This window comes from Ureibacillus acetophenoni (genome assembly GCF_900220965.1).
Classification (GTDB): domain Bacteria; phylum Bacillota; class Bacilli; order Bacillales_A; family Planococcaceae; genus Ureibacillus; species Ureibacillus acetophenoni.
This window is the reverse complement of the sequence record NZ_OBQC01000007.1, coordinates 20,753-42,398: the sequence shown is the minus strand read 5'-3', so window position 1 is coordinate 42,398 and position 21,646 is coordinate 20,753. Positions and strand designations below refer to the sequence as shown.

The following is a 21,646-nucleotide window of genomic DNA, read 5'->3' as shown; positions in this document are numbered from 1 at the left end:
ACAAAATTCCAGAAAATCTCGGAAATCTGTCTCGTAAAAACAAGTTTCGAGACAGATTTCCTTAAAACCTCAGTAAACTGTCCCGTAAAAGTAGTTTACGAGACAAAATTCCAGAAAACATCGCGAAACTGTCTCGTAAAAACGTACTACGAGACACCTATCTAATAAATCCTTTAAAAATTGTCCCGAACCGAGATCCCCTTCATTCTACTCTTCTTCCTTCAACCGATACTTCCTACCAAAAATTATATAAAAGTACGTTGATGCAACTAAATACAAGCAACCCGTTATGGAGAACGTGAAAGCATAGCCCCAATAGTTACCGTAGGTCGTAACGAGCCAAGCTGCAGGTAGCCCCATCATCGCCCAACCTAGATTAAAGACCATTTGATTGACCGAATTGGCTAAGCCCTTATACTTATCATGCACTACATCCATTGCAATAGCGCTAGTAATTGGATTTCCTGCGTTCATCAATGCCTGTCGCAATAAAAAGCCTATAGATGCAATGACCAACGAATTCGTAAACCCTGTGATAAATAAAAACGGGATTGAGACAAATTGAAAAATTACTAATGCTCGCACTTTTCCGACTCTTTTTACTAAAATCGGCCCTATTAACATAGCAACCGCAGTCATTGCAGAACCTAGCGCAATAATCAGCCCTACATATGAATTCGAAGCATCAAAACGGTTAGCAAAATATAGGTTCAAATACGGAATTACTAAACCTGAGCCCGTACCAATCATTAAATTTGATAGTCCGAATAAAACGATCATTTTAAAATTCTTTTTAAAACTTTCTTCATCTCTTGATACTACCTTCGGATCAACCGTCTTACTTTGACGAGCATCTTCCAACTTCGTTACAGTTTTCAACTGAAATAATGGGACTAACCCAATACTAAACACTACTGCACCAAAAATTAGTGAAATTCTTATACTTTCAACGATTCCTACATTAAATAAAGTATGGAATCCATCGGCTATAAATCCTCCCAGCAAATTACCTACAACATTCGCAACAGTGACCATTGCAAAATGGATACTAAATAAATGCATTCGCTCGTTTGGCTTTGAATTTTCAGCTAAAAAAGGAACGCCTGAAACTTGGGATAGTGCCCAAACAACCCCTGCAAGAAATCCAAACATTAACATTGGTTGTTCTGCAGTTACGATACTCCTCCCAAACAATACAATTGCTGTAAGTGTAGTACCGATAATAATTAATCTTTTGCGGCCGAATCGATCACTTAAAATTCCAGCAGGTATAAGCATCAATGCAGTAGCAAGTGAGTTAATGGCGATGACACTTCCGTTAACGGATTCAGAATATCCGAGCCCCCGAATATATAAATTGTACATCACCATGAAAATGCCCATTCCAATTTGAATAAGTATATTAGCCAACATAAACATTCTAATATTTCTGTTGAAAGATCTAATCGTTAACACCCAGCTGCGTAGCCATCTGGTCATAGGCATCATCTCTTTTTCGTTCATAAATTATGAGATTACTATACGAGTTTCCATACTTAAATGCAATAAAATAATGGAAAAAGTTGGCCCAATTTAATTGGACCAACTTTAAGTAACACGTATATTTCTATTAATGAACACCTGATTGTAATCGATACATTGTTTCGTAACGGCCACCCAAAGCAATAAGCTCTTCATGGGTACCTATTTCTACAACTTCTCCACGATCCAACACTAATATCTGATCGGCATTTTTAATAGTAGAAAGTCGGTGGGCAATAATAAATGTCGTACGTCCTTTTTTCAATACATCCATCGCGTGTTGAATAATCTCTTCTGTTTCTGTATCGATATTTGACGTTGCTTCATCCAAAATTAAGATCGCTGGGTCAAAGGCTAACGCTCGAGCAAAGGAAATTAACTGACGCTGACCAGATGATAATGTACTTCCCTTTTCAATAACTGGTTCGTCAATCCCTTTTTCAAGATTCTTTAATACCCGCTCTCCACCAACTGCTTCTAGAGCCTTTTCAACGGTTTCTCTTGTAATACGTGGATCATTTAAACTAACATTCGTAGCAATCGTCCCTGTAAATAAATACGGATCCTGTAACACAATTCCCATATGCTCACGAATTGTTTGACGGGGAATTTTCGTAACATCTTTTCCATCAATCAAAATCTTACCTTTTTGAGGGTCATAGAATCGGAATAATAAATTCATAATTGAACTTTTCCCTGATCCCGTATGGCCAACAAGGGCAACTGTTTCTCCCTTTTTCGCTTCAAAGCTAATATTCTTCAACACATATTCATCATCTTTATAAGCAAAGGAAACATTGTTAAACGTTACATTTCCCTCGTAACGTGGAATCGATAATTCACTTACGTCTTCACCTTTTTGGTCCATTAATTCGAACACACGTGAACCTGCGACAAGTGAACGTTCCATCTGTGAAAACTGATTCACGATATTTACTATTGGGTTAAATAAACGCGTCGTATAATCAACAAATGCGTATAACGTACCTGCGGTGATTAGTTCAGTTGTTGTGATTGACTGTGTACCAAAATAAAAGATAAAAATCGTTAAAATCGTTAATCGCAACACATTTACGAGATTAAATGCTGTACCTGAATCTAAAAATAATAGTTTACGCTGATATTCATAATGCTCATCATTCATCTCAGCAAATTCTTTTTTCATTTGCTTTTCTCGTTTGAACGCTTGAATGATTGTCATACCATTGATGGACTCGTTAATCATTGCATTAATATCTGCAATTTTCGTACGAACGACATGGTTATATTTCGATGCAAATTTACGGTAACTAATCATCCAAACATAGACGATTGGGATAACCGCTAAGGCGATGATTGCCATTCTCCAATTCAATATAAATAACGCCACATAAACACCAGTAATTGAAATTGCACTCATAGAGAATTGCACCATTACTTGTGAAAATAAATTACGGATGGCCTCTGTATCATTTGTTACTCGCGCTACAATTTTACCAGCTGGTAAATTATCGAAGTAATTAATGGGCATTTTTTGGATATGACCAAATACATCGATACGTAACTTTTGAATAATACGGTTGGCACCAATTTGTAAGTTTATATACATAAAGTATCTTAACGTTGCTGTCGAGACCTCTAATGTAATGTAGATAATTAGCAATATCATTAATGGTTCAAACAATAAATTATCCGGAATCATGTAATTATCGATAATATGCCTTGCTATAAACGGTCCTGATAAGTCTGTTAATACTGATAACGATAATAAAAATAAACCAATTAATATAGGTTTTTTAAATTTTAAAGTATATTGAAATAATCGTCTTCCTGTACTCATTCAGAAGACACCCCCTCTAACTGCTGGCGATCATATTGTTCTTTATACCAGCCACCTTTTTCAAGGAGTTTCTCATGTGTTCCTTCTTCAACAATGACCCCGTCATCTAAAACAATAATCCAGTTCGCATGCTGTATCGCAGATAATCGATGTGTCGTAATAATTGTCGTTTTCCCCTGACGTTCTCGCTGAATATTTTCAATGATTTTTGTCTCTGTTTTAGCATCAACAGCTGACAACGAATCATCTAAAATTAATATTTCTGGGTCTTTAATTAAAGCTCTTGCAATAGAAACTCGTTGCTTTTGACCACCGGATAAGGAAACCCCTTTTTCACCAACTAACGTTTCAATCCCTAATGGAAGATTTTTTAAGTCCTTTTCAAAATATGCCAGACGAATCGCTTCATAAATCTCTTCTTCTGTAGCATCTTCTTTTCCGAATAATATGTTTTCTCGTATTGTTCTTGAGAATAAAACATGGTCTTGCGGAACATAACCGATATACTCAAGCACTTGTTCTTTCGATAATTGGGAAATATCGTTCTCTCCGAAAGTAAATTGACCTTCACCAACTGGATATTCCCTTAGCAATTGTTTAACAAAGGTCGTTTTACCTGCACCTGTTTTCCCAACAACTCCAAGCGTTTGGCCTTTTTGTAGTTGTAACGAAATTCGTTGTAAGTTTTTAATATGTGATAACGGGTATTGGAATGTAAATTCATCAAATCCGATCGACGATACAGTTGAAAGTGAATTTGGTTTTTCAGGATTTTTAATATCCGGTGAGTAGTCTAATGTTTCTTGAACACGGTCTAAAGAAGCATTACCTTGTTGCATCACGTTGATTAATTCACCAATTGCAATGATTGGCCAGGTTGCCATCCCTAAATAAACCGTAAATGAAACAATTTGCCCAACTGACATTTCCCCATTTGAAACAAGAATTGCTCCGTATCCAAACGTAATAATATACGTAATCCCTGTACCAATTTTAGTAATTGGTCCGAATAGCGCATTAATTTTCGCAACTTTAATATATTTTTGAAACACTTCTTCACTTTTGTCGTAGAATCGTGCTTCATCTTTTTTCTCTTGAACATATGCACGAACTACACGTACACCGGCTACCGATTCTAAAACACTATCATTTAATTCACCAAATGACTCTTGGGCAGTCATGTAGCGTTCGTGAACAAGTTTTCCAAAATACTGCATTAGAATAGCTATAATTGGAATAGGGATCATAGAAATTAACGTCAACTTCCATGAAATAAAGAACCCCATCGCTAAAATAATGGCACCAAAATAAAGAGTAGAATCAATTAAAGTCATAATTCCAAAACCGGCAGTTAATGAAACAGCATTTAAATCATTTGTTGCCCGCGCCATTAAGTCACCAGTTCTATTTTTCTCGTAAAATGTCGGTGTCATTTTTAAAAATTGATGCATCAGTCTTCTACGTAACAATTGTTCTAATTTTAATGCTCCACCAAACAATTGATATTGCCAAATAAAGTTCATAACGTAAGTACTTACAATAATGGCTACCAGGATCGTGACATACATACCTAAAGTTTCATAAGTCATCGTACTTGAAGCAATCTCGTCAATTCCTATACCGAGTATATAAGGTGGTAAAATTTCGAGCACGCTCGCTATAATAAGTAAAACAATAGCAATCGTATATCGTTTCCATTGGGTTTTAAAATACCATTTCAATTTAAATAAAACGTTAAACATGAAAAACACCTTCTCTCTTTCTATCTACTGTTTTTTACTAAAATTGTTAAAATAATACTATTTTTAGACAACAAAAAGACACCTACCCCTTTTAGGGATAGGTGCCCAAAAAGGTACAAGTATCCAAACCTGTACCGAATATTTGCTCATAAAATAACAAAAAATTAGCAAGTAAACAGTATACGGAAGCTTGGATTATATTTTTCTGTTGTAATATCAATTAATCTATTTAACATTCTCATAATCCTTACCTCCTTTTCCTAATTTTTTATGACCACTAAATGGTAGCACGACCACATTTTAGTTGTCAACAATTTTCTGAATTATTATTACTTTTTATTTTTAAGGTTTTTCGAGTTAATTTTAAGATAATACACAGTATATAGTACATTGTCTTTTTTCATTCACACGATTTTTATCCGTTGAATAATTTTTAAATCTGAAAAAACTGTCGATCAATAGGATTAGTCATTCATAATTTGTATTTTTGCATAAAATATTTTATGATAAAATTATTAAACAATTTTTTCTATATAGGAGGTGTACACTTTGTTCGCATCCCTCATTCGGGTTTGGAACAAAGAACGTATTTGGACGGAGACATAGTAGAGCTGACCATTAGGCTAGCAATTTTTGCTATCCTTATTATCTTTTCAGGATTTTTCGTTGCAACAGAGTTTGCAATAGTTAAGGTGCGTGCAACACGCATTGATCAATTAGTAGAAGAAGGAAATAGAAAAGCCATCCGAGCTAAAAAGGTAATTGATAACCTTGATGAGTATTTATCTGCTTGTCAATTAGGGATTACAATTACTTCATTAGGTTTAGGTTGGTTAGGGGAACCAACAATCGCTAAAATATTACACCCATTATTTGAAATGATGGGCTTGAATGTAGAGGCTACAGCTGTTGCTGTTATTTCTTTCATCATTGCATTCTCAATTGTAACGTTTGTCCATGTTGTTGCTGGTGAATTAGCACCAAAAACATTAGCGATTCAACGAGCTGAATGGGTTACATTAAACTTTGCTGGAACACTAGTTGGATTTTATAAATTAATGTATCCGTTTATTCACTTCTTAAACTTATCTGCACGTGGTCTTTCAAGACTGTTTGGTTTAAAACCTGTTACGGAAAATGAAAACGCCCATACCGAAGAAGAACTTCGTATGATTATGGCCGATAGTTTAAAAAGTGGTGAGATTAATCATTCAGAATTTGAATATGTTAACAGTATTTTTGAATTCTCAGATCGAACAGCAAAAGAAATCATGGTACCTCGTACTGAAATTATCAGTTTTGATAAAGACTTAACTGTAAAAGAAATTTTTGAAGTAATGGGTGTTGAACAATATACTCGATATCCGATAATTGACGGAGATAAGGACCATGTAATTGGATTAGTGAACTTAAAGCATTTGCTAACTGCATATATTAAAGATCCTGTAAATGGAGACAAACCGGTCATGGAATATATGCAACCAGTCATTCGAGTTTTTGAAACAATTCCTATTAGTGACCTATTATTAAAAATACAACAAGAACGAATTCATATGGCTATTCTAATGGACGAATATGGTGGTACTTCAGGTTTAGTGACAATTGAAGATATTATCGAAGAAATTGTCGGCGATATTCAAGACGAATTCGATGAAGACGAAATACCAGAAGTGCAAGAAATTAGTGAAGGTCATTATATTATAGATGCAAAATTATTACTTGATGAAGTAAATGATATGTTAGGTACTAATATCGATGAAGAAGATATTGATACGCTTGGCGGTTGGTTCTTAACGAAACGATTCGATGCTGTTGAAGGAGATAGTTTCGAGTTCGAAGGCTATGAATTTAAAGTAAAAGAATTAGATGGCCATCATATCCTTTATATCGAGGTAATGAAATTAAATGAAGAGACAGATGAAATATTACTCGGAAATATGGATGAATTAAAACAACCGATTGAAGAATAATTAATATAGACGACTTTCTGCTAGACAGAAAGTCGTTTTATAATGTCTCGGTGTTTTGCGAGGAGGAAACTTTTTGGAACTATATACAAACTTACGTGCAGGGGAAAAAGGTGCATGGCTCTCCATTGGTACATATCTTATTTTAAGCGCAGCAAAATTGCTCATCGGCTATTTTGGCACATCCCAAGCTTTAATGGCAGATGGCTTAAACAATACTACAGATATCATTGCCTCTATTGCTGTATTAATCGGTTTACGTATTTCTCAACGACCACCTGATGACAATCATCAATATGGACACCTAAGAGCTGAAACTGTTGCTTCTTTAATTGCATCCTTCATCATGATGGTTGTAGGGCTACAAGTATTAATTGATTCAATTACAAATTTATGGAACCCAACTCGTGAAACACCTAATCCATTAACTGCTTACGTGGCAATAGGAAGTGCTATCGTAATGTATATTGTCTACCGCTACAACTTAAACTTAGCAAAAAAGATTGGGAGTTCCGCTGTAAAAGCTGCTGCCTATGATAATCGTTCCGATGCGTTAGTAAGTATCGGAACAGCAATTGGTATTTTTGGCGCTATTCTTGGTTTCGTTATACTCGATACGATAACAGCCTTAATTGTTGGAATAATAATTATAAAGACTGGGATCGAAATCTTTTGGGAATCTGTACAAACTTTAACAGATGCTTTTGATACAGAAGAAGCTGAAACGTTGTCAGTACTTATACACAAAGTTGATGGTGTCATTGATTTAGTTGATTTTAAAGGGCGCACCCATGGAAATATGATGTTTATTGAAGTAACAGTAACAGTTAATCCACATTTAAATGTATGGGAGAGTCATCGCATTACAGAGAATATTGAATCAACCGTTAAACGGTTTAAACCATTCTGTACAGTTATGGTCCATATAGAACCTCATGAGTTTCCAAATGCGATTGAAGAAGATTATCATTTTTAGTACGCTTGATTGTTGTTGAATTTTTCTAATACAATAAAATGGACAACCTAGCTTCTTATTGAGAGCTAAGTTGTCCATTATTTTTATCATATACTCCTGCTTCTTTTTAAACGCCACTTTCGCTTCCTTCGGTTAAATTATGCTTTACTGCATATAGTGCTGCTTGTGTTCGGTCTTGAACATTTAATTTATTGAATATATTTGAAATATGTGTTTTGACCGTTTTTTCTGTTACGAAAAGAGACGATGCAATTTCACGATTACTTTTCCCTTTTGTTAGTTCGGCCAGTACGTCTTGTTCTCTTGGCGTTAAAGGGTTTTGAATATGTGGTAGATTTTTATCTTCTTGTATTTTTTCTTGTAGAGTCGTTGTTGCAGCTGGATGAATTATATTTTCTCCACGCATTATTTTTCGAATGGAATTAACTAGCTCATCCGGCTCTATATCTTTTAATTGGTAGCCCGCTGCCCCTGCTTCAATAGCTGGAAGAACGTGATCTTTATCTGAGAAGCTTGTAAGCATTAGTACTTCAATGGTTGGCCATTTCGATTTGATCCGTTTTGTTGCTTGTATGCCATCCATCTCTGGCATGACCAAATCCATTAATACGATATCTGGTTGAAGTGTCTCAACAAGTTCAACAGCTTCTAACCCATTTTTTGCTTCACCAACGACTTCAAAATCCTTTTGCGTTTTTAAAAAGACAATTAGACCTCTCCTAACGACGTGGTGATCATCTGCTATTAATACTCGAATCATTCTCAAATCCCCCCTAGTAAGGTATTCGAATTAAAAGTTCCGTACCTTTACTAATTTCACTTACCCAATCCGCTGTACCTCCTAGAGTATGAACACGATCTTTAATCGATTGCATACCAATGGATGGTAGCTTCATATCAGGATCATTAACAAACCCACTACCTTCATCCTTAACGACAAATAATATATCTGTCGCTGTTACCGTTATATACATTTCTACTTTATTAACACCAGCATGTTTTCTCACATTGTTTAGTGCTTCTTGCGCAACCCGAAATAATGTTTCTTCTACTCTCGTTGGAAGTTGAAGTACCCCTGTCACATTGACAACTAGATTCAAACTTAACATTTCAGCATAGGATTTAATTGCTTCGATTAATCCACTTTCTAACCCTTTCGGTCGTAATTGCCAAATAAGGGCACGCATTTCAGATAATGCTGCTTGGCTTAACTGTTGGATATCACGAAATGTATCCTTCAAATCTTGTTGTTCTGTCATTTCAATTCCAGCTCTTGAAGTTAGTGTCACGGAGAATAAAAGCTGATTGACCGAATCATGTAAGTCTCTTGCAAGTCGATTACGTTCTTCAACTAAAGCCATTTGTTGTTCTTGCTTTGTTAAGTAAATTCGTTTTATGGCTGATCCTAACTGAAATGCTACAGACTCTAGAAGCTCAAGTTCTTCCTCTGTGTAACTCACTGTGTTTGGCTTTGCAACGTTTAATATCCCAAATCGTTCGCCACCTGATTGTAGAGGTACAGTTGCATGATGAGTAATTCCACCATGGTCGCCTACCTGATTTTCTATCGCACTTTCAATTCTTTGACATTCAATTATATTAGAAGCTTTTTTCAATTGCTTATTCCTGAATTTAGAAACACACCAACAGCCACCTTTGTTTAAATGTTGACAGTCGTTGTATTGTAAAGCTTCAGGCAATTGTTCATGGGCAACCAGTTGTGATTTCCCTTTATCGTTAATAAAGAAAATCCAACCCGCTTTAAAGTTCGTTCCTCGTAATAACTTATTAAGTGCTCCATTTAACATCGGAATCATTTCTGTTTCTTCATTTAACAATTCTGCTATTTCTTTTAACAAAGTTATGTTTTTTTGTTCATTCATTGTTTGTTTACACCTCTAGTAATGGATGTACGTTTCTTTTATGATATCATTCTATTGTGTATCTTTCATTTATTGGTAACTCATACTTTTGTCTGAAATGTAATGAAAATTCCATTGTATTTAGTAGACAAAATTGGGATACTTAATTTTGTAATAGATTCAAACCTTACAAATTTCTAACTTTATTCAGATTGAATCATCCTTTATTATTTATGGTGGGGTATATTTAAAAGTTAATCAAATGCAGTAGTTGAAGCATGGCCGAATAAAGTTAGAGCCTCCGGCGGATGCCACAGATTTTTAAAGGTAGTATCGAGCAAGCTCGATAAAATCTGGGCGGGCGGGCAAATATGCCAAGGCATATTTGAATAGTATCTTGAAATCAAAACAATTTACTTCTATATTTCCACAATTTATAATCAAAACGAATACATATTTTTCGCTAGGGAGATATTATAATGAAAAAACAACTTGAGAATAGTTTGCTATTTATATGGATTGTCTCATTAGTAGCAACGTTAGGATCTCTGTATTTTTCTGAAGTTCGTGGCTATACTCCATGTGAACTTTGTTGGTATCAACGTATTCTAATGTACCCAATTGTCATTATGACAACTGTTGCTTACATACAAAAGAATGCAAAAATTGCTTTAACAACTGCAGTCTTTTCAGTAATTGGTGGTTGTATATCTTTATATCATTACGGGATACAAAAAATCGATTTCTTAAGCGCAAATGCACCTTCTTGTGGACAAGTTCCATGTACAGGTCAGTACATTAACTTGTTAGGATTCATTACAATTCCTTTCCTAGCATTGATTGCGTTTATTTTAATCGCTGGAACAAGTTTTTATATGCTTAAAGTGTTGAAAGGGGAAAAATAAATTGAAGAAGTTAGCAATTATTGGGGCAGTGATTGTTGTATTATTCGCTGCGATTATTATCTTAACGAACATTTCGAATCAAAGTAAGTTGGATGAAAGCAATCCTTATGGAACGACCGATTTAAGACAGTCTACGATTGATTTATTAGATAATGAAAATTATCAAAATATTATTCAACCAGAAGATCTTCAAGAGAAAATTGCTTCTGGCGAACCTGTTGTAGGTTACTTATTCAGTCCTGAATGTGTTCACTGTCAAAACTTCACACCAAATTTAATGCCAGTAGCTGATGAAGTTGGCGTTCACATTGACCAATTAAACATTTTAGAATACCAAGCTGGTTGGGCAGAATATCAAGTAACAAGTACGCCTACTTTAATTTTCTTCAATGAAGGAAAAGAAGTAAACCGTTTAGAAGGTGACTACTCACAACACCTTGATAAAGTAAAAGCATTTTTAGAACAAGCGAAATAATAAAGTAAGGGAATCGTGTTCATAATGAACACGATTCTTTATTTACGGATTGGAAACTAAATATTTTGCGAAAGACGCATAAGAAAGGACATACGTTCAACTAGGTTGAACTGTGTCTTTCTAAGGAGGAGAAGTAATGTTTCTTTACGAAGTTGTACAAGACGGATTAACAGTTGAGGAATTACTGCGTACAAAGTGGAGACTTGGGAAAAAGTTAGTACATGAACTTAGAATGGCTAAGGCCGTTACATATGAGGATGAAACTCCTGTATTATGGAATGACAAATTAACAGAAGGCACTAAATTAAAATTTGTCTTTAACGTTCCAAGTTCAAATTATGTACCAACAAACAAATGCGAAATCCCCATTATTTATGAAGATGAACATTGTATCATTGTTTCAAAGCCTAAAGGGATGGCAACACATCCAAATGATATTTGGGATCGAGATACATGTATGAATCATGTGTTGGCTCATGTAAAAGCAATGGGTGGAACATATGCAGAGCATGTACACCGCCTGGATCTCGGAACAAAAGGGTTACTTCTAGTAGCAAAACACCCGATAGCTAAATCCATTTTTGATAGAATGATTGAAGAAAAAACGATTATTCGTACGTATGAAGCAGAAGTGCAAGGAAGTGTTCGTCAAGACCAAGGAACGATTAACGAACCTATAGGTAAAGACAGACACCATGCTACGCGTCGTGTCGTTTCAACTTCTGGTCAACATGCAGTCACTCATTATAAAGTGGTAGAACGTCTAAAATACACAACTATAGTGCATTTAGTTTTAGAAACTGGACGTACTCACCAAATTCGCGTGCACATGGCTCATTTAGGTCATCCAATCGTCGGGGACACGCTATATAACGCACGAAAAACAGCTAAGAATGACTATGAATTACATGCTATACAATTAGAATTTGATCATCCGTTTTTAAATAAAGTTGTTACTGTGAAAGATCAAGGAGCAATTCACTAGGTTGGTGAATTGCTCTTTTATTTCGTTAAAAATCAAAATGAAAATTGTCCGGATCTTGACCTGTTCTGAAATCTTTATTCAAATCATCAATCGCTCGAACATCTTCTTGTGACAACTCAAAATCAAAGATGTTCATGTTTTCTTGAATACGGCTTGTCGTTACTGATTTCGGAATTGTTATTACATCATTTTGGTAATGCCAGCGTAAAATGATTTGGGCAGCCGTTTTATTATATTTACCTGCTAAATCACTGATTGTCTCGTCTTCCAATATTTTTCCTCTACCAAGCGGCCCCCAAGCTGTCACTGCAATATTGTTTTCGCTACAAAAGTTAAGAAGTGGCTTTTGGCTCAAATAGGGGTGAAGCTCGATTTGATTGACCATTGGTTTTACATTCGCTTTTACAAATATTTTTTCTAAATGGTGTTGATGATGATTGGATACACCTGTTACTCGAATGAGCTTTTCATCATACAAACGTTCAATCGCACGATAAGTATCTACAAATTTCTCCTTCACTGGCCAATGCGTTAAATATAAATCAATATAATCTAATCCAAGCTTTTTAAGTGAAGTTTCGAATGCTTTTAAAGTCTGGTCATAACCTTGATCTGTATTCCAAACTTTTGTCGTCACAAATAGTTCTTCTCGAGGAATATTCGATGATCTTATAGCTTCTCCGACTTCAGTTTCATTGCCGTAAAGTGCTGCTGTGTCAATTGCTCGATAGCCTACTTTAAGCGCTTCAGTCATAGCCTGTATCGCTTCTTCACGATCAGTCATTTTGTAAACGCCTAACCCTAGATAAGGCATTTCCACACCATTTTCTAATTTTTTTGCTGGTATTGTTGTCATAATCATCACTCCTTATTTCTTCACTACCCTCATTATACGATTTAATTTACTAATTCCAAAAATTACTTAACATTAGTAGTTCTATCTTGAAGAATTGATTATAGTAAATTATTTAATTTTCCTTATTAATTTTTAGAAAAAATAAGTTCTATTTACTATTTTTTATCAATATATACAAATAAGTAGTCATATTGTCACCATACTGACAATTTACGAAATTAAAGGGGGATGGTTTGTTATGATGGAAACGCCGTTATTGTTAACAAGCTTTTTAAAGCGTGCAGAGAGATACTTCCCAGAAAAGTTGATTATTTCACGTACAAGCCCTGACACAATTCACCGAATTCCTTACAAAGATTATGTAAAACGTACCCACAAACTAGCAGATGCATTAACAAAATTAGGTATGAAACGCGGTACGAAAGTTGCATCATTTGCTTGGAACCACCACCGTCACCTCGAGGCTTATTTTGCTGTACCTTGTTCTGGTGCAATTTTGCATATGGTAAATATTCGTTTAAGCCCTGAACATATTATTTATGTTATTAACCATGCAGAAGATGAAATTTTACTTATTGACGGTGATCTGTTCCCACTATTTGAAAAAGCTATTCCGTTCTTAAAAACTGTAAAACATATTATTGTCATGCAGGACAATAAAGAAGTACCAGAATCAAGTTTCCCAAATGTACACTCTTACGAAAAATTATTAGAGGAAGCTTCCGACGAGTTTGAGTTCCCTCTTGATCTAGACGAAAACACCCCAGCAGGAATGTGTTATACGAGTGCGACAACAGGCATGCCAAAAGGAGTCGTTTATTCTCATAGAGGAATAGTCCTTCACAGTATGGCATTAGGTTTAGCAGATGGTCTTGGTCTTCGGGAATCAGACGTAATTATGCCAATTGTTCCTATGTTCCACGTTAACGCATGGGGAATGCCATTTGCAGCGGTTAACTTCGGTTTAACTCAAGTATTACCTGGATCTATGTTTACTCCACAGTTGTTGTTAGATTTAATTGAACAAGAGAAAGTGACATTGACTGCAGGAGTACCAACAATTTGGATGGGCGTTGCTCAAGAGCAAGAGAAAAATCCACGTGACTTATCGTCGTTAAGAGGAATTGTATGTGGTGGCTCTGCTTCACCTAAAGGATTAATTCGCACATTTGAAGATAAGTTTGGTGTACCATTTATTGTCGGTTATGGAATGACTGAGACGACTCCAATAGTGAGCTTATCAACTTATACTTCAGCTATGGAAAACTGGTCGCGTGAAGAAAAATTAGACATCCGTGCTACTCAAGGGTTAACTGTTTCACTACTTGATACAGAAGTAGTAAATGACGATGGCGAAGTACCATGGGATGGTAAAACAATGGGTGAACTTCGTATTCGTGGACCGTGGATTGCCCATGAGTATTATAAAGATGATCGTACTGCTGAAGCTTTCCGGGACGGCTGGTTATATACAGGAGACATTGCGGTTGTCACAGCTGAAGGTTATATCAAAATTACGGACCGTACAAAAGATTTAATTAAGAGTGGTGGCGAATGGATTTCCTCAGTTGATTTAGAAAATGCTCTAATGACCCATGAAGCAGTTCTTGAAGCTGCTGTAATAGCAATCCCTCACGAAAAATGGCAAGAACGTCCGTTGGCATGTGTAGTATTAAAAGAAGGTAAAACTGCAACGAAGGAAGAACTTATCGCTTCCCTTGAAGGGCAATTTGCTAAATGGTGGCTACCGGACGATATTGTCTTCCTAAAAGAAATTCCGAAAACATCTGTAGGGAAATTCTTAAAGGCAAAACTACGTGAAGAATTAAAGGATTATAAAGTGAACGCATAAGCCATAATGGCCTTACTCAAATTAAATGATCGAGTAAGGCCATTTTTAGTTAATTGTTTTTATTATATTTTTCGTCATTATCATTATCTTCTGAGTCAAATTGGATTGGATCTGGAAAGCGCATATCATCCGCTAATTGAGAGCCATCACGCATTCTTTCCATTTGTTTTCCTAACCAAATAACATCTGCCATATTGTTTGTCATATGACCACTTCGTTCCATTTTTTCGTTTTCCATCTGCTCACTCCTCTCAAAAGTAATATTCCCAACTTCAATGAAATGAACCAAATCCGACATAAATTTAAGGTAGTAAATAAAAAATATTTAGTCTATACTAATAATTGATAGTCTATTTACATGAGGAGGATTCTTCCATGAACACATTTTTAATGATTATGATTACACTATCTATTTTAACTGCAATCTTTACTGCGGGTTATGAAGGTAACTACAATAAAGAAGACTAATCTTCATAATAGCAAGCCATACATAGTGGCACATATCTTCATGAAAAAGGGCAACCATAAATTTATGGTTGTTCTTTTTCTTTATCCAAAAATCTAATCCTTGACTTTGTTAGGTGATGAAAATATACTTAGTTACATAAAGTAAGTTAAATAAAAATTGATACTCTATTAAGGAGGGCAAGACATGCCTACACATTTTCATAAAAAGCCAAATATGTATGTTTCTCACGTTCAAATAAAAGTATCTAATTTAGAACGCTCTATTGAATATTATAAAAAAGTTATTGGATTTGACGTATTAGAACAAACTGCTAACACAGCAGTTTTAACATTTGATGGTGCTACAAGCATCCTATCTTTAGAACAAGTAGAAAATGCACAAAGTCTACAAGGTGGTCAAACTGGGCTTTACCATTTTGCTATCCTTCTACCTACTCGTAAAGATTTAGGGAACTTCATCCAAAATATTGTTGAAGCAAATGTTCGTATTGGTGCTGGCGATCACCATGTAAGTGAAGCTATTTATTTATATGATCCAGATGGAAATGGAATCGAAGTGTATATCGATCGTCCAGAAGAAACTTGGATTTGGGAAAACGATTTAGTTTACATGACGACTGAACAAGTGAATATCCCTTCTGTTCTTGCAGAAGCTGACGGAAGCTGGAACGGCCTTCCAAAAGGTACTGTAATGGGTCACATCCACCTATCCGTTTCAGATTTAGCTGCTTCAGAAAAATTCTATACAGAAGCATTAGGATTCCAAGTAGTAACTCGTTATGGTCATCAAGCATTGTTCATTTCAACAGGTAGATATCACCACCATATTGGGATGAACACATGGAATAGTGCAAATGGTCGACCAGCTCCGGAAAATAGTGTTGGTTTAAAATCATACACACTTGTATTAGACAATGAAGAACAAGCAGAAAAAATTAAAGAAAACTTAAGTAAGATGGGTGCAGTTGTAGAACAATTTACTGGCGCACCAAAATTCGGTGGAAACCAAGCGTTTTCAACGGTTGATCCATCAGGAATTCGTATTGTGTTTACATTTGATGGTGAGTAAGTTTTATTTAATATAAAGATTTGAAGGTGGCGTCATTTTTGTCGTCACCTTTTTATATTTTGATATGGCAGAATTATTTAATTAGTAAATCTTTAAGAGCTTCTTTAAGTGTTGGAAATTTAAATGTAAAACCTTCATCTAGCAAAACTTTTGGTTGAACCTGTTGCCCTTCTAAAACTAGTTTACTTTTTTCTCCTAACGCAATTTTAATTGCAAAGGCTGGGGCAGGAACCCAATGTGGACGTTTTAGTACTGCACCAATGGTTTGACCAAATTCCTTCATTCTCATTGGAGACGGGGCTGTTACATTTACTGGGCCACGAATTTTTGGATTTTCGATAGCAAATTCAATTACTCGTATCACATCCATTTCATGGACCCAAGACACCCACTGCTTTCCTGACCCAACTGTCCCACCTGCAAATAATTTGTATGGAAGAGTCATTAGTGATAAAGCACTTGCACCCTTACCAAGAACTACACCAAATCGCATAAACGCTGTACGAACACCGAACTGTTCAGCTTGTTTCGCTGTTTCTTCCCAGTCTTTAACCGTTTTCCCTAAGAAGTCATTCGCAACTTCTAGTGACTCTTCTGTATATATGTGATGCAGTGATTGCGGATAGATTCCAACAGCACTCGCATTAATGAGTGTAGAGGGTTTATTTAGTAATGTTGAAATAATTCTTATTAATTCTTTTGTGGCAATCATTCCACTCTGATAGATTCTTTCTTGATGCTTTTTAGACCATCGACCATCATTTATAGAAACACCTGCTAGATTAATAAATACATCTACATTTTCTAAACTGTTTTCTGGGGCATCTCCATCGTTTAACCACTCAACATATGAAACATTTTCAAGGGGATGTTCTTTCGTTTTTCTTGTCAGAATAATTATTTCATGACCTTTCTCTAAAAGAAAGTTTGTTAATTTTTGTCCAATAAAACCCGATCCACCGGCGATAACTACTTTTATTTCATTCACCTACTTTTCTTTTAGTTGTAATATAGTAAATGCATTTTTTACATCCTTCTCCTATTACCACTTCTATCAGTTTAACGAAATAACCTTTTTCATATATTAAAAAAGTTGATGTACATTTGCACATCAACTTCATAAAGTAAATTTTAGAATATCTATTTCAATCCCGGAAAGTTTTGCTGACGAAGTGCCTCATAAATTATGATCGCTGCTGTGTTCGATAAGTTTAATGATCGCACATGGTCACTTTGTGGAATGCGTAAGCACATACTCTTGCGTTCGTATGCAAAGTCTTTAGGTAGCCCGGTTGTTTCTTTACCGAACATAAAATAAATATCTCGTGATTGGTCACTGAAATCGTGGGTTGAATAAGGATCGTCACTATATGTTTCGATTAAATAAACGTCCCCGTCTTTTGAGTATTCAAGAAACTCTTCTAACGAATCATGGTAAACAACATTCACATGTTCCCAATAATCAAGACCTGCACGTTTTAGCATTTTATCATCAGTTGAAAACCCAAGTGGGCGGATTAAATGTAATGATGTATTCGTTCCAGCGCAAGTTCTTGCAATATTTCCTGTATTTGCTGGGATTTCTGGTTGATATAAAACTATATGCAATGGCACAATTGACACTTCCTTAATATAGAACTTAACTAGTTTAGTATCCAGTATTCGGTAAAATTTATCGAGACGCTTTCGCACATTTTGGATACTGCGTCGCATACGAATTTTTCCGTGACACGTACTCTCAATTATTCGAAAAACTGTCACGCATTCTGTTTTTTCGTGTCACTTCTCTCCCATTTTCTGAAAAACTGTCACGCATTCTGCTTTTTCGTGACAATTCACTCTCATTTTCTGAAAAGCTGTCACGCATTCTGCTTTTTCGTGACACTTTCCTCTCATTTTCTGAAAAGCTGTCACGCATTCTGCTTTTTCGTGACACTTTGCTCCCATTTTCTGAAAAGCTGTCACGCATTCTACTTTTTCGTGACAATTCACTTTCATTTCCTGAAAAGCTGTCACGCATTCTGCTTTTTCGTGACACTTTCCTCTCATTTTCTGAAAAGCTGTCACGCATTCTACTTTTTCGTGACAATTCACTTTCATTTCCCGAAAAACTGTCACGCATTCTGCTTTTTCGTGACACTTTGCTCCCATTTTCTGAAAAACTGTCACGCATTCTGCTTTTTCGTGACACTTTGCTCCCATTTTCTGAAAAGCTGTCACGCATTCTGCTTTTTCGTGACAATTCACTCTCATTTCCCGAAAAACTGTCACGCATTGGGGATTTCTTCTGGCAGTCTCCCTGAATTTTAAGGAACTTTTCATCATCCCTTTTTCGAAGAGCTTTTCTACTACACTGTAAGCAACTTCAGCCCCTTCTCAATCTCCAAAAGAACCTGCTCATCCTTCTCTTTATCCCGCGCATCGATTAGGGCTTCCTCAGCTAAGGGGCCACCAATTTTTCCAATTGCCCATGCAGCTGTGCCCCTCATTACTGGGCGCTCGTCTTTTTTCATTATATCAATTAAGTCGGGTACCGCAGCTTCTTCTTTAAAATGAGCCAGTGCAATAATTGCGTTTCGCTGAATCGGCTTTTTCCCGCGCCAGCTACCGGATACGTGACCGAACTGAGATTTAAATTCTCTATTCGACAAGTTTAATAATGGTTGCAGTAAAGGCTTCGCAATCTCTGGATCTGGTTTAAATTCTTCATGAATCCAGTTAATCTTCCCTTTGTTTTTCGGGCAAACGGTCTGGCAAGTATCGCAACCGTAAATACGATTCCCGATTTTTGCACGAAACTCATCGGGTAAGAAATCCTTCGTCTGCGTTAAAAATGCAACACAGCTTTTCGCATTTAGTTGACCAGCATCAACTAACGCACCAGTCGGACAAACGTCCAAACATAATGTACAATCGCCGCATTCATTTTCAATTGGAGTGTCTGGTGCAAAAGGAATGTTTGTAATCATTTCACCTAAGTAAACATACGACCCGAACTCAGGTGTAATAATAGAACAGTTCTTACCACTCCAACCTATCCCAGCACGTTCCGCAACAGCTCGGTCTACAAGTTCCCCTGTATCTACCATCGATTTAAACTTTACACCAGGAACACGCTCTACCAACCACTCTTCCAACAATTTCAAACGTTCACGCAGAGCCACATGATAGTCAATTCCCCATGAAGCACGTGCAAAGATTCCGCGTCTTGCACCTTTTTTGCCAGTAGGGGCGTCTTCCATTTTAGATGGATATGCAAGTGCAATTGCGATAATACTTTCTGCATCATCTAGAAGTCTAGTCGGCTCTGTTCTTTTTTCAATATCTGATTCCTCAAAACCAGATTGGAAACCTAACTCTTGTTGACGCTTCAAGCGGTTTTTTAATTCATTGAACGGCGATGCGGACGTAAACCCGATTTTATCGACGCCAATTGATTTTGCATAGTCAATTAAGTCATTTTGTAATTGTTCGATGCTCACCTTCGCATTCCGCTCCTTTCTTTGGTAAAATACTGGTATCTAATTTAAAATACATCTAGCACGTATTTGCGAAACAGTAAAAACATTTTATTAAAATGAATCGAGTAGGTGACTCCATTTGAAGATTTCAATCGATCCATTAATTTTTGAAACAAACAGCCATTTTAAAATCGGCATTATCCATTATACCAAAATTGTTGTCTCAGAATCTCCCCAAATGATTAAAGGGCGAACGAGATTGTACCAAGAAAACTTATATTTTGAATTACAGGAAACATCTGTAACTGAACGACCAGGTATTGCAGAATGGAGAAAAGTTTGGAAATCATTTGGAGCAGATCCAAATAGATACCGACACTCCGCTGAAAGCTTAATGCGTAGAATTGCAAAAGAAAATTATTTAGAACCTTTCCATCTTGCTGTAGATTTAAATAACTTCTTTTCATTACAGTATGAGATTCCTATAGGTATTTACGATCTTACAAAGATACAGGGCGATGTCCAAGTTACTGTTGGCAACGAGGAAACAGGGTATGAAGGGCTAAATGGTCGCTATAATTCATTAAAGAATATTTTATGTAGCGTGGATGATAACGGCGCCTTCGGAAGTCCTTTTGTTGATTCAAAAAGAACGGCTGTTACAGAGGAAACGACAGACGCTCTTCATATTTTCTATTTAAGACCAACACTTTCTGAAAATGAATGCCAAGAACTTCTTCAATCTGCAGGTAAAATGTTTACCCAAGTTAGTGGCGGCAATTACAAACCATTCATTCTTTCATCGAATGAACCTAATACTTTACTATAAGGGGCGAATGAAAATGAAAAAAATACCACTTGCTGAAGGGGTAAAATTAAAAGGCGTCTTAACAAAAAAAATCTCAGAGTTAACAAATGAAATCCAATCCGTTAGCAAAGCTATTGTAGAAAAAGGTCAAACACCAAAACCATCTGGACGATCACTTTCAGAGGTTGAAGCAGAGCTTGCACAAGTGAGAAAGGATTCAAGAACGTTAGATCGACTAATTTACCGAGCGAACATTGACAATACTGTTAATTTTAAAGGTGAAGAATTACCTATTGTTGAGGCAATTGAACTTGCAACTCAACTACGTGCGGAAGCCGCACTATGTAAAGATATGAGCAGATCTGAAAAAGAAAGACTGTATCATAGCACAGGAGATAATGTAATATTCTATCAAGTTACTTTATATGATCCTGAAGAATATCGTAAAAGAGCAAATGAACTAGAAAAAGAGGCTCATCGATTATCTAATCTCATCAACGCAAAAAATTATCAAGTTGAAATTGAATTTAATGACTCGAACTATTTCTAGACTACTAGAATAAATCCTCGGGGCGGTGCGAGTCCAAACCGAGGCATAACGTACTGTCAAAATGCCCGCCCGGCATACCTACATTTTACAACTATAATTGGTAAACCGATGACCGTTAACCTGTTACTATTTTTACCGATGACCAATGACCAACCATGGCGAAAGTAAAAATTCTAATAGTTTTTCTGTCCTGACAGTCGTTATGAAGGGAGATCCCACTTGTGGGGTCTCCCTATTTTTATTTTCTTAAGTTTTCTAAAAATTTAGTAAAGGTTGAACTTTTATTTTCTATATAGATATAATAGAACTATTATTCTAGAAAAGGAGTCC

General features: G+C 36.1%; 20 protein-coding genes. 9 read left to right on the top strand and 11 right to left on the bottom strand.

What is annotated here, in order from left to right; translation table 11 throughout:
* Positions 1 to 207 precede the first annotated feature (207 nt).
* The 3 genes from CRO45_RS10700 to CRO45_RS10690 all read right to left on the bottom strand — a co-directional run bounded on the left by CRO45_RS10700 (position 208) and on the right by CRO45_RS10690 (position 5,082).
* Positions 208 to 1,479, bottom strand: coding sequence for an MFS transporter (locus tag CRO45_RS10700; protein WP_097149636.1), 1,272 nt, complete (start codon positions 1,477 to 1,479; stop codon positions 208 to 210).
* 130 nt (positions 1,480 to 1,609) lie between these two features.
* A complete protein-coding gene (locus CRO45_RS10695; protein ID WP_097149635.1) occupies positions 1,610 to 3,340 on the bottom strand; it encodes an ABC transporter ATP-binding protein in 1,731 nt (576 codons plus the stop codon).
* Complete coding sequence (locus tag CRO45_RS10690; protein WP_097149634.1) at positions 3,337 to 5,082, bottom strand: ABC transporter ATP-binding protein; 1,746 nt, start codon at positions 5,080 to 5,082, stop codon at positions 3,337 to 3,339. The genes CRO45_RS10695 and CRO45_RS10690 overlap by 4 nt, the downstream gene beginning before the upstream one ends.
* Positions 5,083 to 5,654: 572 nt before the next feature.
* Between CRO45_RS10690 and CRO45_RS10685 the strand changes: the two genes are divergently transcribed.
* Together CRO45_RS10685 and CRO45_RS10680 are read left to right on the top strand one after the other, a co-directional pair.
* The gene (locus CRO45_RS10685; RefSeq protein ID WP_235864576.1) at positions 5,655 to 7,052 is read left to right on the top strand and encodes a hemolysin family protein; all 1,398 of its coding nucleotides are present in this window, start codon (positions 5,655 to 5,657) and stop codon (positions 7,050 to 7,052) included.
* Positions 7,053 to 7,125: 73 nt separating this feature from the next.
* Positions 7,126 to 8,025 carry a cation diffusion facilitator family transporter gene (locus tag CRO45_RS10680; protein ID WP_097149633.1) on the top strand — a complete coding sequence of 300 codons (900 nt, stop codon included), beginning with the start codon at positions 7,126 to 7,128 and terminating at the stop codon, positions 8,023 to 8,025.
* Between the two features lie 106 nt (positions 8,026 to 8,131).
* Here the strand turns inward: CRO45_RS10680 and CRO45_RS10675 are convergent, their stop codons facing one another.
* Together CRO45_RS10675 and CRO45_RS10670 are read right to left on the bottom strand one after the other, a co-directional pair.
* The gene (locus tag CRO45_RS10675) at positions 8,132 to 8,785 is read right to left on the bottom strand and encodes a response regulator transcription factor (protein WP_097149632.1); all 654 of its coding nucleotides are present in this window, start codon (positions 8,783 to 8,785) and stop codon (positions 8,132 to 8,134) included.
* Between the two features lie 13 nt (positions 8,786 to 8,798).
* Positions 8,799 to 9,908 (bottom strand): GAF domain-containing sensor histidine kinase, encoded by a 1,110-nt coding sequence (locus tag CRO45_RS10670; RefSeq protein ID WP_097149631.1) that lies wholly within the window; start codon positions 9,906 to 9,908, stop codon positions 8,799 to 8,801.
* Positions 9,909 to 10,366: 458 nt separating this feature from the next.
* Here CRO45_RS10670 and CRO45_RS10665 point away from each other — a divergent pair, with 458 nt between their 5' ends.
* The 3 genes from CRO45_RS10665 to CRO45_RS10655 all read left to right on the top strand — a co-directional run bounded on the left by CRO45_RS10665 (position 10,367) and on the right by CRO45_RS10655 (position 12,252).
* Positions 10,367 to 10,792 carry a disulfide oxidoreductase gene (locus CRO45_RS10665; RefSeq protein WP_097149630.1) on the top strand — a complete coding sequence of 142 codons (426 nt, stop codon included), beginning with the start codon at positions 10,367 to 10,369 and terminating at the stop codon, positions 10,790 to 10,792.
* A gap of 1 nt (position 10,793) precedes the next feature.
* The gene (locus CRO45_RS10660; RefSeq protein WP_097149629.1) at positions 10,794 to 11,267 is read left to right on the top strand and encodes a thioredoxin family protein; all 474 of its coding nucleotides are present in this window, start codon (positions 10,794 to 10,796) and stop codon (positions 11,265 to 11,267) included.
* A gap of 136 nt (positions 11,268 to 11,403) precedes the next feature.
* Positions 11,404 to 12,252, top strand: a complete 849-nt coding sequence (locus tag CRO45_RS10655; RefSeq protein ID WP_097149628.1) for an RluA family pseudouridine synthase — start codon at positions 11,404 to 11,406, stop codon at positions 12,250 to 12,252.
* 25 nt (positions 12,253 to 12,277) lie between these two features.
* Here the strand turns inward: CRO45_RS10655 and CRO45_RS10650 are convergent, their stop codons facing one another.
* The gene (locus CRO45_RS10650) at positions 12,278 to 13,108 is read right to left on the bottom strand and encodes an aldo/keto reductase (protein WP_212613426.1); all 831 of its coding nucleotides are present in this window, start codon (positions 13,106 to 13,108) and stop codon (positions 12,278 to 12,280) included.
* A 238-nt stretch (positions 13,109 to 13,346) separates the two neighbouring features.
* Here CRO45_RS10650 and CRO45_RS10645 point away from each other — a divergent pair, with 238 nt between their 5' ends.
* Positions 13,347 to 14,960 carry a long-chain fatty acid--CoA ligase gene (locus tag CRO45_RS10645; RefSeq protein WP_097149626.1) on the top strand — a complete coding sequence of 538 codons (1,614 nt, stop codon included), beginning with the start codon at positions 13,347 to 13,349 and terminating at the stop codon, positions 14,958 to 14,960.
* Between the two features lie 49 nt (positions 14,961 to 15,009).
* On the opposite strand, the gene CRO45_RS10640 is transcribed toward CRO45_RS10645, so the two are convergent.
* The gene (locus tag CRO45_RS10640) at positions 15,010 to 15,198 is read right to left on the bottom strand and encodes a hypothetical protein (RefSeq protein ID WP_097149625.1); all 189 of its coding nucleotides are present in this window, start codon (positions 15,196 to 15,198) and stop codon (positions 15,010 to 15,012) included.
* Positions 15,199 to 15,612: 414 nt separating this feature from the next.
* Here CRO45_RS10640 and CRO45_RS10635 point away from each other — a divergent pair, with 414 nt between their 5' ends.
* Positions 15,613 to 16,497 carry a VOC family protein gene (locus tag CRO45_RS10635; protein WP_097149624.1) on the top strand — a complete coding sequence of 295 codons (885 nt, stop codon included), beginning with the start codon at positions 15,613 to 15,615 and terminating at the stop codon, positions 16,495 to 16,497.
* 73 nt (positions 16,498 to 16,570) lie between these two features.
* Here CRO45_RS10635 and CRO45_RS10630 read toward each other — a convergent pair whose 3' ends face one another.
* The 4 genes from CRO45_RS10630 to queG form a co-directional block, all read right to left on the bottom strand.
* Complete coding sequence (locus CRO45_RS10630) at positions 16,571 to 17,476, bottom strand: TIGR01777 family oxidoreductase (RefSeq protein ID WP_097149760.1); 906 nt, start codon at positions 17,474 to 17,476, stop codon at positions 16,571 to 16,573.
* Between the two features lie 161 nt (positions 17,477 to 17,637).
* Positions 17,638 to 18,120 (bottom strand): tRNA (uridine(34)/cytosine(34)/5-carboxymethylaminomethyluridine(34)-2'-O)-methyltransferase TrmL, encoded by a 483-nt coding sequence (gene trmL, locus CRO45_RS10625; protein ID WP_408057136.1) that lies wholly within the window; start codon positions 18,118 to 18,120, stop codon positions 17,638 to 17,640.
* Between the two features lie 156 nt (positions 18,121 to 18,276).
* Positions 18,277 to 18,768 carry a hypothetical protein gene (locus CRO45_RS10620; protein ID WP_097149622.1) on the bottom strand — a complete coding sequence of 164 codons (492 nt, stop codon included), beginning with the start codon at positions 18,766 to 18,768 and terminating at the stop codon, positions 18,277 to 18,279.
* Between the two features lie 77 nt (positions 18,769 to 18,845).
* A complete protein-coding gene (gene queG, locus CRO45_RS10615; RefSeq protein ID WP_097149621.1) occupies positions 18,846 to 19,979 on the bottom strand; it encodes a tRNA epoxyqueuosine(34) reductase QueG in 1,134 nt (377 codons plus the stop codon).
* 118 nt (positions 19,980 to 20,097) lie between these two features.
* On the opposite strand from queG, the gene CRO45_RS10610 reads away from it, so the two are divergent.
* Complete coding sequence (locus CRO45_RS10610; RefSeq protein WP_170949471.1) at positions 20,098 to 20,787, top strand: B3/B4 domain-containing protein; 690 nt, start codon at positions 20,098 to 20,100, stop codon at positions 20,785 to 20,787.
* A gap of 13 nt (positions 20,788 to 20,800) precedes the next feature.
* Positions 20,801 to 21,316, top strand: a complete 516-nt coding sequence (locus CRO45_RS10605) for a DIP1984 family protein (protein WP_097149620.1) — start codon at positions 20,801 to 20,803, stop codon at positions 21,314 to 21,316.
* Positions 21,317 to 21,646 lie beyond the last annotated feature (330 nt).

Excerpts from the sequence above, each read along its gene's own strand:
- CRO45_RS10645 (WP_097149626.1), top strand. The coding sequence starts at position 13,347 with ATGATGGAAACGCCGTTATTGTTAACAAGCTTTTTAAAGCGTGCAGAG.
- CRO45_RS10670 (WP_097149631.1), bottom strand. The coding sequence starts at position 9,908 with ATGAATGAACAAAAAAACATAACTTTGTTAAAAGAAATAGCAGAATTG.
- CRO45_RS10640 (WP_097149625.1), bottom strand. The coding sequence starts at position 15,198 with ATGGAAAACGAAAAAATGGAACGAAGTGGTCATATGACAAACAATATG.
- CRO45_RS10700 (WP_097149636.1), bottom strand. The coding sequence starts at position 1,479 with ATGACCAGATGGCTACGCAGCTGGGTGTTAACGATTAGATCTTTCAAC.
- CRO45_RS10665 (WP_097149630.1), top strand. The coding sequence starts at position 10,367 with ATGAAAAAACAACTTGAGAATAGTTTGCTATTTATATGGATTGTCTCA.
- CRO45_RS10635 (WP_097149624.1), top strand. The coding sequence starts at position 15,613 with ATGCCTACACATTTTCATAAAAAGCCAAATATGTATGTTTCTCACGTT.
- CRO45_RS10675 (WP_097149632.1), bottom strand. The coding sequence starts at position 8,785 with ATGATTCGAGTATTAATAGCAGATGATCACCACGTCGTTAGGAGAGGT.
- CRO45_RS10605 (WP_097149620.1), top strand. The coding sequence starts at position 20,801 with ATGAAAAAAATACCACTTGCTGAAGGGGTAAAATTAAAAGGCGTCTTA.
- CRO45_RS10655 (WP_097149628.1), top strand. The coding sequence starts at position 11,404 with ATGTTTCTTTACGAAGTTGTACAAGACGGATTAACAGTTGAGGAATTA.
- CRO45_RS10650 (WP_212613426.1), bottom strand. The coding sequence starts at position 13,108 with ATGACAACAATACCAGCAAAAAAATTAGAAAATGGTGTGGAAATGCCT.
- CRO45_RS10690 (WP_097149634.1), bottom strand. The coding sequence starts at position 5,082 with ATGTTTAACGTTTTATTTAAATTGAAATGGTATTTTAAAACCCAATGG.
- CRO45_RS10695 (WP_097149635.1), bottom strand. The coding sequence starts at position 3,340 with ATGAGTACAGGAAGACGATTATTTCAATATACTTTAAAATTTAAAAAA.